Origin of the sequence: Mesorhizobium sp. M8A.F.Ca.ET.218.01.1.1, assembly GCF_004791165.1 — a bacterium.
Taxonomy (GTDB): domain Bacteria; phylum Pseudomonadota; class Alphaproteobacteria; order Rhizobiales; family Rhizobiaceae; genus Mesorhizobium.
The window spans coordinates 608111-621213 of the sequence record NZ_SRUZ01000001.1; the positions used below are offsets into that span (position 1 = coordinate 608111).

Sequence of the window (13103 nt, forward strand, 5' to 3'; positions counted from 1 at the left end):
CTCTGGGGGAGATGTCCGGCAGGACAGAGAGGGGCGCGGAGGAACTCGACCGAAACGATTTGCTATCCAACCAGCGCCAGCTTCGCCGCGACCGGAACGAATGGACTTATGTCGATGCCATCCCTGGTCATGGTGACGAAGCTCGATGGCGGGATCGCCTGCCAGTCGCCGCCCTCGCGATCGAAGGGCTCGGAGACGATGCAGCGGCCAGCGCCCTTGCGGAAGATGGACGTGTAGAGCGTGGGCGCGTGGGCGTCGGTGGCGTAGCGGACCGCATACAGCGCCTGTCCGTCGGAGAAAGCGGCGGTGAGTTTAAGCGCCGGCTCGAGACCGGCGCGGCGAGAGGCTTCCAGCACGCGGCTGGTGGCACGCGAGACGGCGCCTTGCGGGTCGGCCGAAAGGCCCTCGTCGATCATCAGGAGAAAAAACAGTTCGGAATCGGTGGTGCCTTCGCGCTGGTCGAAGACAGCGTCGGACAGCGAGTTCTCCAGCGCGCGGCGAATTTTCTCGAAACCGCCGATCTGGCCATTGTGCATGAACGACCAGCGGTCGGAGATGAACGGATGGCAGTTCATGCGGCTGGTGGCGCCGCCGGTCGAGGCCCTGACATGGGCGAGGAACAGGCCGGACTTGATCTGCCGGCACAGGCTTTTCAGATTGGGGTCGGACCAGGCCGGCAGGATGTCGCGGTAGAGGCCGGGCTCGGGCCTCTCGCCATACCAGGCAAGGCCGAAACCGTCGCCATTGGTCGGCGACTTGGCTTCCTGGGCGCAGTGGCTCTGGGCGATCAGCGAGTGACAGGGCGCCGTGAGGATATCTTCGAGAACGACCGCTTCACCGAGATAGGCCGCCCATCGGCACATCGCTTTGTCGTCCCCTAGGCACGATCCGCAAGCGCCGCCGGCGCATCGACCGTATGATTGCCTCTGTTGTGCGTCCGCTCGTAGAGCTCGCGAATGATTCGGCTGGCGGTAGTCTCGAAGAGAAATGGCAAGAAAGCGTGAACGAGCGCTGCTCCCGCCGCCATCAGCAGGCGCGACGAGAACCAGGCGGCGAAGGCCATATGGCCGAAATAGGTTTCGCCGACCTTGGCCGGATGAGAGGTGAAAATGCTTGCGAGCGACATGCTGGTTCCCCTTCAGCGCTGGAGCTTCCTGATATGAGTATCCTGACACGTCTCACCGGTTCATTGGTCCCAAAATATCCTTGTATTTTGCCACTTCATGGGACAAACATCCCAAATGACACTGGAAATCGATGAAATCGACCGAAAATTGCTTGCCGAATTGCAACGAGACGGCACGTTGTCGGTCGACCAGCTGTCGGAGCGGGTGGCATTGTCGCGCAATGCCTGCTGGCGTCGCGTCAAGCGGCTGGAGGAAGATCGCGTCATCACCGGCCGCGTGGCGCTGGTCGATGCCGAAAAGCTCGGGCTTGGCCTTTCGGTGTTCATCCTGATCCGCACATCCAACCACGACCCGGACTGGCTGCAGAAATTCCGCGCTGCGGTAAGCGGCTTGCCAGAGATCATCGGCGTCTATCGCATGTCTGGCGATCTCGATTATGTACTGCGCGCCCGTGTCGCCGACGTGAAGGCCTATGACCGGCTCTACCAGCGGCTCATCGCCAAGGTGGCGCTGTCGGATGTTTCCGCCTCCTTCGTCATGGAGGAGATCAAGGAGACGACGGTGGTTCCGATGGAAGTGCGTTGAGCCGCCCTCAGGCCATAGTGATGCCCGAAAGAAAGCCGTTGATAGCCCTGCGGGCGAATTGACCGAATCGGCAATCGCGCCGATAGGATCGATTTTATGCGCGCAGCCCTTCAAACACCCTCCGTCATCGGTCCCACCGTCGGCTTCGTCAGGCTGCCGCATGGCGAGGGACTTCCGCTTCCCGCTTATGAAAGCACCGGCGCCGCCGGCATGGATTTGCGCGCAGCGGTGCCCGAAGACCGGCCGCTTCTGATCCTGCCGGGCAAGCGCGCTCTGGTGCCGACCGGGCTGATCCTGGAAATTCCCGAAGGGATGGAAGGCCAGGTGCGGCCACGCTCGGGCCTTGCCTTCAAACACGGCCTTACCGTCCTCAATTCACCCGGCACGGTCGACAGCGACTATCGCGGCGAAGTGAAGGTGCTGCTGGTCAATCTCGGCGACGAGGACTTTGCCGTTACGCGCGGCATGCGCATTGCCCAGATCGTTTTCGCCGCCGTGACGCAGGTGGCGGTTGAAGAGCGTTCGCTCGCCGGCGGCACGGCGCGCGGCTCGGGCGGATTCGGATCGACCGGCACCGCCTGATAGCGAATCCAATGCCCTTGCCGAAACTTGTCATCTTCGACTGCGACGGGATCCTGGTCGACACGGAGAACCTCGCCAACCGACGCCTGGCCGAATGGCTCAGCGCGAGCGGCTATCCAACGACCTTCGAATATTGCCGCAAGAACTTCTCCGGCCGCAGCATGGTCTCGGTGCAGAAGGAGATCGAGGAGACGACCAGCGCCAGGCTCGGCGCCGATTTCGTCGAGCGCTGGAATGCCGGCCTGCCGGATCTGTTCGCTCATGGCGTCGAGGCGATCCCTTATGTCCGGGAGTTCATCGAGGCGGTCCGCGCCGCCGGCCTCGCCTACTGCGTCGCCACCTCGGCCAGGATCTCGAAGATGCACATAACGCTTGGCCAGACCGGGCTGTTGCCGCTGTTCGAACATGCGATGTTCAGCGCCACCATGGTCTCGCGCGGCAAGCCGTTCCCCGACCTGTTCCTGCATGCGGCCAAAGCCATGGGCTTCGAGCCGGCCGACTGCATCGTCATCGAGGACAGCGTCGCCGGCACGCAGGCAGGCATCGCTGCCGGCATGCGGGTGTTCTCCTATCATGGCGACCCCTATTCCGACCGCGACGGCCTGATCCAGGCCGGCGGCATCCTGTTCGACGACATGCGCGAACTCGCCGGGCTGGTGCCGATCCACTGATTTTGCCGGCCGGATGGGCTAATGCATGTCGCCCGGAAGTGTCAGCTTCGCGGTGCTTGCGGTGAGGGGACGATATCAAGCATGTCGGGATTTTTGCATCGGCTCGTCTTTGCCTGCCTGTTGCTGCTGCCATTGCTGGGCGGCGCGGCCGGCGCCCAGGACGCGGCCAGCCCGGACCTCGGCAAACCCATCGATGGCCACGCCGGCACGACCTATGCCGATCTCATCAGGATGGTCATTCCGGATCTGACGGCGAAGGGCGACTACTATGTCGGCTCCTCGCCGATCGAGATGCGGCACATTGCCGGTCCCGACAATGACAGCTCGCCACCAGAAGCACCGAGCGTTTTCAGCGCCGGCGTGCTTGGCATCAAGGCCGGAGGCAAGGAGCGGCTGGCCATGCTTTTCGATCTCGGCGAATCGCCCGACAGCGCGGAGGGCTATGCGGTGCTGGCGCTTTACGATCTCACCGGCAAACCGAGGTTGCTCGATGCCGTCAATGTGGCGACCGACCGTTTCACCTTCTTTCGCCACCCCGGCAAACTTTCGCTCGGCGCCAGCGACGATGCGCTGATGATCTCCAGCACGCATTTCAACTCGAACCAGGGCTACATGTCGACGCCGCTTATCCTGGTGCGAGACGACCGTTTTGAGCTGATCGACCTCATCAACACGTTCGACGAAAATGTCTGTTCCTATCGGCGCTCCCAGGACCTGACCTTCCAGGCCGTGAGCGATGGCCAGCCCTACGCCGCGATCAAGGCGACGATAACCGACAAGACGGCACCTGGCGAAGAGACGTGCGACGAACCCGCCCCCAAAGCCGTCTCGAACGACATTTCCGTAACCTACCGCTGGGACAAGAAAACAGCGGGCTACGTCGCCGATTCCGATGCCTTCGAAAAATTGGCAGCAGACAACGAGAAACGCTTCTGAACCAACCGCATTTGTTTGCCCGGCCGGAAACGGCGCGCTAGCATCCGCCCCGACACTCGTCATGGGGAGCCATTCATGGACAAGGGCAAGATCTTTCGCGACCTGCATGCCTCGACCTTCGTCATGCCCAATCCCTGGGACCCGGGCACGACGAAGCTGCTTGGCTCCTTCGGCTTCAAGGCGCTGGCCACGACCAGCGCCGGCTTTGCCTTTTCGCGCGGCCTGCCGGACGGGGCCGTGAGCTTCGACCAGATGATCCATCATTGCCGCGAGGTGACGGCCGCGACCGAACTGCCGGTCTCGGCGGATCTCGAAAAAGGCAAGGGCGACAGCCCCGAGCAGGCCGCCGAGACCATTTTCGCGGCGGAGGCCGCGGGGCTTGCCGGCTGCTCGATCGAGGACCATACCGGCGATCCGGAAAAGCCGATCTATGAGTTTTCGCACGCGGTCGAGCGTGTCGCCGCCGCGGTGGAGGCGGCGCGGGCGCTGAAGCGCGACTTTGTCTTCACGGCGCGGGCCGAGAATTTCCTGTGGGGCAAGTCCGACCTCGACGACACGATCAAGCGGCTGCAGGCCTTCGAAAAGGCCGGCGCCGACGTGCTCTATGCGCCGGGCATCGGCGACGTCGAGATGGTGCGCACGCTCTGCTCGGCGGTGACCAAGCCGGTCAACGTCATGGCGAGACCCGGCTTCACCATCGCCGACCTTGCCATGGCCGGCGTCAAGCGGATTTCGCTCGGGCCGTGGCTGACCAATTTCGCCTACGGCATGCTGGAGACGGCGGCGCGCGAGATCCAGCAGGACGGAACGTTCGGCTTCACCCGCGCTGCCATGCCGTTCGGCAAGTTGCAGGCGCTCTACGGCAAATCCCAGGGTTAGACGCCGCATGAACCTTACTGTCGTCGACATGCATACGGGCGGCGAGCCGCTGCGGATCGTCACCGGGGGTTATCCCGCTATCCCCAGGGGCACCATCCTTGAAAAGCGCGCCTATGTGCGGGACCATCTCGACCATTTGCGCAAACTGCTGATCTTCGAGCCGCGCGGCCATTACGACATGTATGGCGCCTTGCTGGTCGAGCCCGATTTGCCCGGCGCCGACCTTGCCGTGCTGTTCATGCACAATGAGGGCTATTCCACCATGTGCGGCCACGCCATCGTCGCGCTCGGCCGTTATGCCATCGATGAAGGCCTGGTGGCGAAACAGGAGCCGTTCACCACCGTCAACATCGAGGCGCCTTGTGGCCTGGTCGTCGCCTCGGTCGAGGTCAGCGACGGCAAGGCCGGTGCGGTGTCGTTCGAGAGCGTGCCTGCCTTCCTGTTCGCCCGCGACCAACAGATCGAGCTGACAGAGTATGGCAAGATCGGTTTCGATATCGCCTATGGCGGGGCTTTCTACGCGCTGGCCGACTGCCATCAGTTCGGGCTGGAATTCGGCCGCGACCGCGTGCGCGATTTCGTCGATGCGGCAACGGCGCTGACGAACCGGCTCAAGGCCGAGTTTGCGCTGTCGCATCCCGATCATGACGACCTCGCCTTCCTCTACGGCACCATCCTGACCGACGGAAAGGACGCCTTTTCCGGGGAAGTCACCAGAAATGTCTGCGTCTTCGCCGAGGCGGAAGTCGACCGATCGCCGACCGGTTCCGGCGTGACCGCCCGGCTGGCGGCCATGCATGCCAAGGGTGAGATCGCCATCGGGCAGACGCGCAGTTTCGAGAGCATCGCCGGCTCGCGCTTTTCCGGGGCGGTCGTGCGAACGGCACAGGCCGGCCCGCACGAAGCGATCGTCGCCCGCGTCGGCGGCCGCGCCTATTATTCCGGACGAGCCGAATTCATTGTCGAACCGGACGACGAGCTGGGGCGTGGTTTCCTCTTGCGCTGAAGGCTCAACCGTTTGCGGAACGGACCGCTTCCCGCGCCGAGACCGCCTTGTGCAGATGCACCATCATGGCGGCGGCGAAGAGCGGCGTCAGCAGGTTGAGCAGCGGCACGGCAAGGAATGCCGCGATCACCAGCCCGGACAGAAACACCGTACCGGCATAGCGCCGGCGCAGGACCCTCGCATCTTCCTCGGGGCGAAAGCGCATGGCGGCGAATTCGAAGAATTCGCGCCCCAGCAGGTAGCCGTTGACAATGAAGAAGGCTGCGATGTTGATGCCCGGCACCAGCAGAAGCATGAGCGCCACGATGTTGCCCAGGATGACGACGCCGAAAAACTTTATCGCCAGCACCATCGAGCGCAATGCCGGCATGGCCCGTCCGGCCGGGTGGCTTGGGTAATCGGTGCGCTCGACCACTTCGGCGACATCGTCGAGGAACAGGCCGGCGATGACGGCCGTGACCGGCGCAACAAGCAGCGCCATGCCGAAGGCCAGCGCGATGGCCGCGACAATGCTGCCCAGCCAGCCGGCCCAGGACGGTATGCCGGGCAACACGGTCTGGAGCCACGGCAGGGCCAGCCATTCGACAAGGCTGGTCAGGCCGAACCACAGGGCGACCAGCGCCAGCAGGGTTAGGCCGAGCGTCTTGATGAACACGGCGCGGAACGGAGGCGAGAGCAGCTCCAGGGCCGCGGTGCGGGCAGCGTCGAAAATCACCGTGCTTCAACCCCAGGTCAACGGACACAACCACAGAGCAATTCCAGGAAAAGTGCGTAGCGGTTTTCCGCCCGGGATTGCGTAAAAACGAGAAGTTACAGCGGGTCAGAGATTCCATCAAACACTGAACCGCTCAAGGCAGGACGTCTCCGAGATAGGCAGTGCGGCCCGCGAGCACAAGCGCGGGCCTTTGCTTGTCTTTGGACGCTGCCGAAATCTGACTACCGGGCGAAGGCCGGTTTGCGGACCGGTATGGTCATGGCCGCCACGCCGGCAACGACAAAGCCCATGCCGAGCCATGCCGTCGGACCCAGGCTTTCGCCGAGGAAGATGGCGCCGATGCCGACACCGATCGGCACCCGCAGATAGGCCTGCGACGTCGTGCCGACCGAACCCAGCGTGTGGATGAGGCGAAAATAGATGACGAACGCCAGTGCCGTCGAAAACACGGACAGGCCGAGCAAAGCGAGGATGGAAGCCGCCGAGGGGGCCAGCGTCCATGGCCGGTCGACCACCAGGCTGAGCGGCACCAGCATGACGGCGCCGCACAGCATCGAGCCGGCGGCGGGAAGCATCGGATCGAGGCCCTTGAAGCCACGGCCGAAGATGGCAGCGCCCGCATAGCACACGGTTGCCGCGACGATGGCGATCTGTGCCCAGAGCTGGTCGCCGATGCCGCCAAGCGCCTGCGTGCCGACGATGAGGCAGATGCCGGCAATACCGGCGCCGACGCCGACCAGCTTGCGCGCCGTCACCGGCTCATGGCGGGTGATGAGTGCCGTTAGCAGGAAGGTGAAGATCGGCGAGGTCGAATTGAGGATGGTGGCAAGGCCGGCGTCGACCGAGCGCTCGGCCGCGGCGATCAGCGTGAACGGGATGACGCTGTTGAGGCAGGCCTGGAAGGCGAAGCGGCGCCAGCTAGCCGCGTCTCCCGGCAAGGCAAGCCCACGCCAGCGGATGATGGCGAACAGGATGGCGCCGGCGATCAGGGTGCGGGCGGCGATGAAGGTGATGGGCGGGATGGTCTCGACGCCGATCTTGATGAAGGTGTAGGAGGCGCCCCACAGGACAGCCAGTACGCCAAGCAGCGCCAGGTCGGTAGCCGTGTCGTTTTTGGCAGGCATGGGCTCGCGCCTTCGGACCGTGATCTCAGGAGCGCAGATGTAGGCGACATCGCGACGAAATGTTTCGGCCACGGTCGAATTGTCGTAGCGCCTGGCTGGCGCGGCAAGGACAGAAAATCGGTTGCCTGTTTTCAGCGTCATGCTGTAGACCCGCGCGGGCATGGCAAGAAGCCGGCTCGGGTTTTGGCGGAGACATTGATGCCGGATTATGACGTGCTTTGCATCGGCAATGCGATTGTCGACATCATCGCCCAGTGCGAAGAGGACTTCCTCCAGACCAACGGCATCATCAAGGGCGCGATGAATCTCATCGACACCCATCGCGCCGAATTGCTCTACAGCCGCATGGGTCCGGCAATCGAGGCCTCCGGCGGCAGCGCCGGCAACACGGCGGCCGGGGTCGCCTCCTTCGGCGGACGCGCCGCCTTCTTCGGCAAGGTTTCCAACGATGCGCTGGGCGAAATCTACGCGCACGATATCCACGCGCAAGGTGTCGCCTTTGACACCAAGCCGCTCGAGGGCGAGCCGCCGACGGCGCGCTCGATGATCTTCGTCACCCCCGATGGCGAGCGCTCGATGAACACCTATCTCGGCGCCTGCGTCGAACTCGGGCCGGAAGATGTCGAGGCCGACAAGGCGTCGGGCGCCAAGGTGACCTATTTCGAAGGCTATCTGTGGGACCCGCCGCGGGCCAAGGAAGCCATCCGCCAGACGGCGAAGCTGGCGCATGCGGCGGGCCGTGAAGTGTCGATGACATTGTCGGACTCGTTCTGCGTCGACCGCTACCGTGACGAGTTCCTCGACCTGATGCGCTCGGGCACGGTCGATATCGTCTTTGCCAACAGCCACGAGATCAAGTCGCTTTACCAGACTTCGTCGTTCGACGAGGCGCTGGCGCAGATCCGCAAGGATTGCAAGATCGCAGCGGTGACCCGCTCCGAAAAGGGCTCGGTCATCGTGCGCGGCGACGAGACCGTGGTCATAAAGGCGACCGCGATCAAGGAACTGGTCGACACCACGGGCGCCGGCGACCTCTACGCCGCCGGCTTCCTGCATGGTTATACACAGGGACGCGACCTCCAGACCTGCGGCGACCTTGGCTCACTGGCAGCCGGATTGGTGATCCAGCAGATCGGCCCGAGGCCACGGCAGAATCTGCGCAAGGAAGCCGAGCAAGCGGGGTTGTTGTAGGGGGGCTTTTCCCTTCTCCCGCTGTGGGAGAAGGTGGATCGGCGCGCAGCGCCGAGACGGTTGAGGGGTGGGTGACGGATCGCCGTTTTTGCCAAGCTGGAACACCCCTCATCCGACCTCGCTTCGCGAGGCCACCCCGGGGCGAGCCAACGGTCTCGCCGCCCTTCGGGCCCCAAAAGGGGAGAAGGAAAAGACCGTCGCGCGGTTGTCACACACCGCTCCTACAGGAAATTGCGAGCGTCCCGTGACTGGCATTTCGGGATGCTCGCAGTCAGTTGGGGTGTCGTAAATGCAAGACAGCAACCTGTCGGGTTCGCTGCATCTGTTGCCGTTCGGAGTCCCGCTCTTCCCTTAGCCGTTGACAAACGGCCGCAGTCGGGGAGGAGCGCGGCCAGAAGACAGATGCATGAACAGATTTCCAATCCAGGCGACCGGCATAAACCAGGACGACTTCGCGGAGTTGGTCGCCGACAAGGTCGAGCGCGCGCTCGCCCATTATGACGAGGCGATCAACCAGTCCACCATGGTCTCGGTCGCCAAAATCGCCGGCAGCATCGCCTCCGCGGTCACCTTGCTGTCGCCCAAGCACCAGCGCGCCATCGACACGATCCACGCCGACCTTCCGGGGCTGGCCTCGAAATTCGTGCGCGCGCTGGCGGCCGAAGCGGCGCGCCGAGGCGAAGCCGGCACCACCGGCACGACAACGCTGCCTGCAGAGGCCGAAACGTTGCCCCCGCTCCCCCAGTCCGACGACCTCGAATCGATGCTGATCGAGGACTGGGCCGGCCGCGTCGCCGGCTCGACCTATCTGGAAGAGAACCTGCGCATCGCCCGCTCCACCTTGCACCGCTGGCAGCGGCGCGGCGACGTCATCGCGCTGCGCAAGGGCGGCCGCAAGCACGTCTTCCCGCTGGCGCAATTCGTCGACGGCAGGCCGGTGGCGGGCATAAGCGACGTGCTGGACCTCATCGGCAACCCGAGGCTCGCATGGCTATGGTTGACCCGCCCAGCGGCACAGCTCGATGGCCGCGTTCCGATCGATCTGCTGCGCGCGGATCAGGTCGGGGACGTGGTCGAAGCGGCGCGTGCGTTCGCGCCTGGCTGAAGCCAGCGCGCGCGTTTACTAGGCAGCTAAGGACCGCGCGAAGCTAGTTTGGCTTTGCTCCGCAGCACGTACATAACTCCATGGCTCTGGCTCGAGGCAAATCATTCGTATAGATGATTCATGGACCAACTTCCGACTTTTGAAAATACTCGCTCGAGCGCGCATCTTGCGCATCTCTTCGGTTGGCATGACCAACAGCTTCAATCTCTGGAAGTGCGCCGTGGAGACACGCGAGTGGACGTCCACAAGGGAAGGATAAGTGGCGAGCCTGCGGCCATATTTGGTACCGTAGTCGCGCGGAACGGATACGATCCAATCGATAGCACTGCGTTGTATGCCTACCATGCCGGCACCCAATGGGGGATGGTTGCGGACGGTCTTGGCTTGACAATTTTCAACTCACAATGGGTTGCGGATTCCAATTGGTTCCAACTTCCTCGTATCGGATGGAGTGAAGTCAAGCATCACCGCGACATCTTTGAGGCCTTTACCCCCCAAGGATTGCTCGATCGACAAGCATCCAGGATTGCAACTAAACAAAAAGAGCCAAGTGACTTTCTGAAGCCGGTAGACGATTCGCTCGTAGAGAGGCTTGATAGGTGGCGAGAGCAGGCACTGCGTTACGCTCGCGATGCCGACAAAGTAGACGAGCTTTTGCAGACATTTTACGCCCAGCTGTTTGTGTTAAGGACGGTTGAGGATCGAGGGCTTGACTCTCATTTGGAGCATGCCTCGTCTGCGGTAGTGGAGTCGGATAAGTTTGATAGGGCGCGATGGGAAATCCTTTTGCACCAAGCACGAGAGCGGATTGGAAGCGACCTCTTCAATGCAGATGTGACAGCGAACATACCTGAGCACGTGCTCGCGGGTGTGATTTTGGAACTTTACAACCCTTACAAGGTACCGGGGCCGCGTCCAAGATACAACTTTGCCTGGATTGATGCCGACGTTCTCGGCCTGGCCTACGAAAAATACCTCGCATCGGTTCTGCAGCCAACGTCTCTACCTGCTCAAGTCGATCTCTTCTTACCGCCGGAACGAAGCGTTGAACGTTACAGTGTTCGAAAGAGTACTGGCGCTTATTATACACCAAAATACATTACAGAATTCCTGTCCACCCGCTGCGTTGACGAGTATTTTAACGATTCCGGAAGGACAACCCCCCCTGCAGTAATAGATTTTGCTTGCGGATCTGGTTCTTTTTTGGTTGCAGCAATCGACAAAATGCTTAAGCACTTGAAGGAAAAAGAACCAAATCGGCCGTGGGCTCGCGAATTGATTGAGGGAGGGTTCATCGCCGGTGTAGACGTTGACCCAAAGGCAGTAACGGCCGCAAGGCTCCACCTTTGGCAACGCCTTATTGAGGAGCCCGATGCACTGCCTCTCCCCAATCTCTCAAGCGTCGTTTTGGTCGCCGACGGCCTAGATAGTGAAAGTTGGGGGGCGCTTAATAGGCAGTACGATATTGTTTTGGGTAATCCACCATTTCTTGCAACTGGGCTCGTAAATTCACGCGAGAAACTTGAGGCGCGATTCTCTACGGCACGAGGTCGTTATGACTTCTCGTCGTTGTTTGTCGAGCAAGGCATACGGATCTTGGCCCCCGGGGGGCACCTCGGACTTGTCATTCCAAATCGCCTATTTCGAAATCGGAGTGGTGGGCCCGTTCGAAGATTAATTTCAGAACAAACGTCTCTGATAAATATCGTAGATTTTGGATCGACCAAGCCATTTGATGCTGATGCGTATATAGGCTGCATTGTTGCGAAGAAGCGGCCCTCGGGCTCCGACCATCCCCTAAGAGTTCACGTCATAGAAGTAAAATCCCTTGAGGCTGATTTCATTGCCTCACTGTTACTTTCGGCAAACGACGACCTCGAAAGCCGAAACTCCAACTTAGTTCGCACGTTCTCGGCTCGGCATCCTACAGGAGACGGACCGTGGATGCTCCTGTCCGAGACTGAACAACTCTCCCGGATAATGATCGAGGAAGTTTCCATCCGCCTTGATACAATTGCCGCAATCCCTCAAGGCATTAGAACCGGCGGCAATGACCTCTTTATCGTATCCCTCGAATCGGCGGACGGAAATTCGCTTTGCAAAGCGACCAATGGGTTAGGTGAGAGCTTTATCATAGAGTCAGAGATACTGGAGCCGACCGTTTACGGGTCTCAGGTTAAACGCTACGAAAACATCGTGACATCGGCGCGGCTCCTATATCCGTATCGTAATAACATCCCCATGTCAGAATCGGAGCTTCTTCAGAAATTTCCGCGCGCTTGGGATTATTTTAGTAGGAATAGAAACATACTGGGAGCAAGAGCGAGTCTTAAAAAAAGCAATGGGCGCTTCTACGAACTTGTCTGGCCCAGAGATGAGACATGGCTTCGACGACCAAAGCTACTAATACGAGATCTCGCACCAACTACTGCCTTCGCGATTGACCCTGCCGGGCGAGTTTTTCTTGTTGGGGGAACCGCTGTGGTGCCTGAGGACTCGGAATTGCTCTTTCCACTGATGGCCTATTTAAATAGCTCGGTAGTAAACTCACTGGTCAAACAGACCCCCCCTCAATTTCGTGGAGATTTTCAAAAATTCGAGCCTCAGCATATTCAAGGGATACCGATCCTCGATCGCCTCCTGCAAGATACAGGTTTATCTGAAGAGCTGGGGTTCTTAGCAGAGACAGTTGTAGAAACGGAGGAACTGAGCGACGCGAGGCGAGACCTGGAGGGGCGCATAGACGACCTTATCCGCAGCGCCGTTCAAGAGCGAGGGATCGGCGTGAGCGCAAATTAATGCCAATACTTACCTTTGAAAGACAGGAGATCGACTTACCTCGAAACATTGCCCTGCTGGATACGAATGTCTTAGTGGCATACATGGATGATAGGGATAACTATCATGAACAAGCGGTCTTAGTTGTCGACGAACTGCCCGACTACATCTGGGTTGTTACACTTCCGGTTATCGTTGAAGCATGCGGATTACTCGGCAGGCGACGTGACCATCTAGTCGTCATACAATTACTTCAATGGCTGCTTTCCCCAGGGAATGTCTGGATACTTCCTTCGTCGCACCCCTCGTTATCTCCCGAGCAGAGCCTATGGTTGCATTCTGATTGGATGAGGAGACATGTGGTCGACTACGTCGATTCCTATTTGATGGAAATAGCCGACGCT

13 protein-coding genes are annotated in these 13103 nt (G+C 60.8%); 9 read left to right on the plus strand and 4 right to left on the minus strand.

Going from position 1 to position 13103, the window contains the following annotated elements; genetic code table 11:
- Positions 1 to 62: 62 nt before the first annotated feature.
- Both EN861_RS02925 and EN861_RS02930 read right to left on the minus strand, forming a co-directional pair.
- Positions 63 to 863, minus strand: coding sequence for a class II glutamine amidotransferase (locus EN861_RS02925; protein ID WP_135862264.1), 801 nt, complete (start codon positions 861 to 863; stop codon positions 63 to 65).
- Positions 864 to 877: 14 nt separating this feature from the next.
- Entirely contained in the window at positions 878 to 1126 is a 249-nt protein-coding gene (locus EN861_RS02930; RefSeq protein ID WP_127278798.1) for a DUF6356 family protein, read from the minus strand.
- Between the two features lie 115 nt (positions 1127 to 1241).
- Here EN861_RS02930 and EN861_RS02935 point away from each other — a divergent pair, with 115 nt between their 5' ends.
- From EN861_RS02935 to EN861_RS02960, 6 genes are all read left to right on the plus strand, one after another.
- Positions 1242 to 1712, plus strand: a complete 471-nt coding sequence (locus tag EN861_RS02935; RefSeq protein WP_127278799.1) for an Lrp/AsnC family transcriptional regulator — start codon at positions 1242 to 1244, stop codon at positions 1710 to 1712.
- Between the two features lie 96 nt (positions 1713 to 1808).
- On the plus strand, positions 1809 to 2294 hold the full coding sequence (dut, locus tag EN861_RS02940) for a dUTP diphosphatase (RefSeq protein ID WP_127278800.1): 486 nt from the start codon (positions 1809 to 1811) through the stop codon (positions 2292 to 2294).
- A gap of 11 nt (positions 2295 to 2305) precedes the next feature.
- Complete coding sequence (locus EN861_RS02945) at positions 2306 to 2965, plus strand: HAD family phosphatase (protein WP_127278801.1); 660 nt, start codon at positions 2306 to 2308, stop codon at positions 2963 to 2965.
- Between the two features lie 81 nt (positions 2966 to 3046).
- Positions 3047 to 3901: a hypothetical protein gene (locus EN861_RS02950; protein ID WP_127873030.1), complete on the plus strand. Its 855-nt coding sequence runs from the start codon at positions 3047 to 3049 to the stop codon at positions 3899 to 3901.
- 75 nt (positions 3902 to 3976) lie between these two features.
- Positions 3977 to 4780 carry an oxaloacetate decarboxylase gene (locus tag EN861_RS02955; protein WP_127278803.1) on the plus strand — a complete coding sequence of 268 codons (804 nt, stop codon included), beginning with the start codon at positions 3977 to 3979 and terminating at the stop codon, positions 4778 to 4780.
- 7 nt (positions 4781 to 4787) lie between these two features.
- Positions 4788 to 5786, plus strand: a complete 999-nt coding sequence (locus EN861_RS02960) for a proline racemase family protein (protein ID WP_135862266.1) — start codon at positions 4788 to 4790, stop codon at positions 5784 to 5786.
- A gap of 4 nt (positions 5787 to 5790) precedes the next feature.
- Here EN861_RS02960 and EN861_RS02965 read toward each other — a convergent pair whose 3' ends face one another.
- Entirely contained in the window at positions 5791 to 6501 is a 711-nt protein-coding gene (locus tag EN861_RS02965) for a sulfate transporter family protein (RefSeq protein ID WP_135862268.1), read from the minus strand.
- A gap of 221 nt (positions 6502 to 6722) precedes the next feature.
- Positions 6723 to 7625, minus strand: a complete 903-nt coding sequence (locus tag EN861_RS02970) for an EamA family transporter (protein ID WP_135862962.1) — start codon at positions 7623 to 7625, stop codon at positions 6723 to 6725.
- Between the two features lie 198 nt (positions 7626 to 7823).
- On the opposite strand from EN861_RS02970, the gene EN861_RS02975 reads away from it, so the two are divergent.
- The 3 genes from EN861_RS02975 (at position 7824) to EN861_RS02985 (ending at position 12720) form a co-directional block, all read left to right on the plus strand.
- Entirely contained in the window at positions 7824 to 8816 is a 993-nt protein-coding gene (locus EN861_RS02975) for an adenosine kinase (RefSeq protein WP_135862270.1), read from the plus strand.
- 406 nt (positions 8817 to 9222) lie between these two features.
- On the plus strand, positions 9223 to 9921 hold the full coding sequence (locus tag EN861_RS02980) for an antitoxin Xre/MbcA/ParS toxin-binding domain-containing protein (protein ID WP_135862272.1): 699 nt from the start codon (positions 9223 to 9225) through the stop codon (positions 9919 to 9921).
- Positions 9922 to 10041: 120 nt separating this feature from the next.
- Positions 10042 to 12720: an N-6 DNA methylase gene (locus EN861_RS02985; protein ID WP_135862274.1), complete on the plus strand. Its 2679-nt coding sequence runs from the start codon at positions 10042 to 10044 to the stop codon at positions 12718 to 12720.
- Positions 12721 to 13103 lie beyond the last annotated feature (383 nt).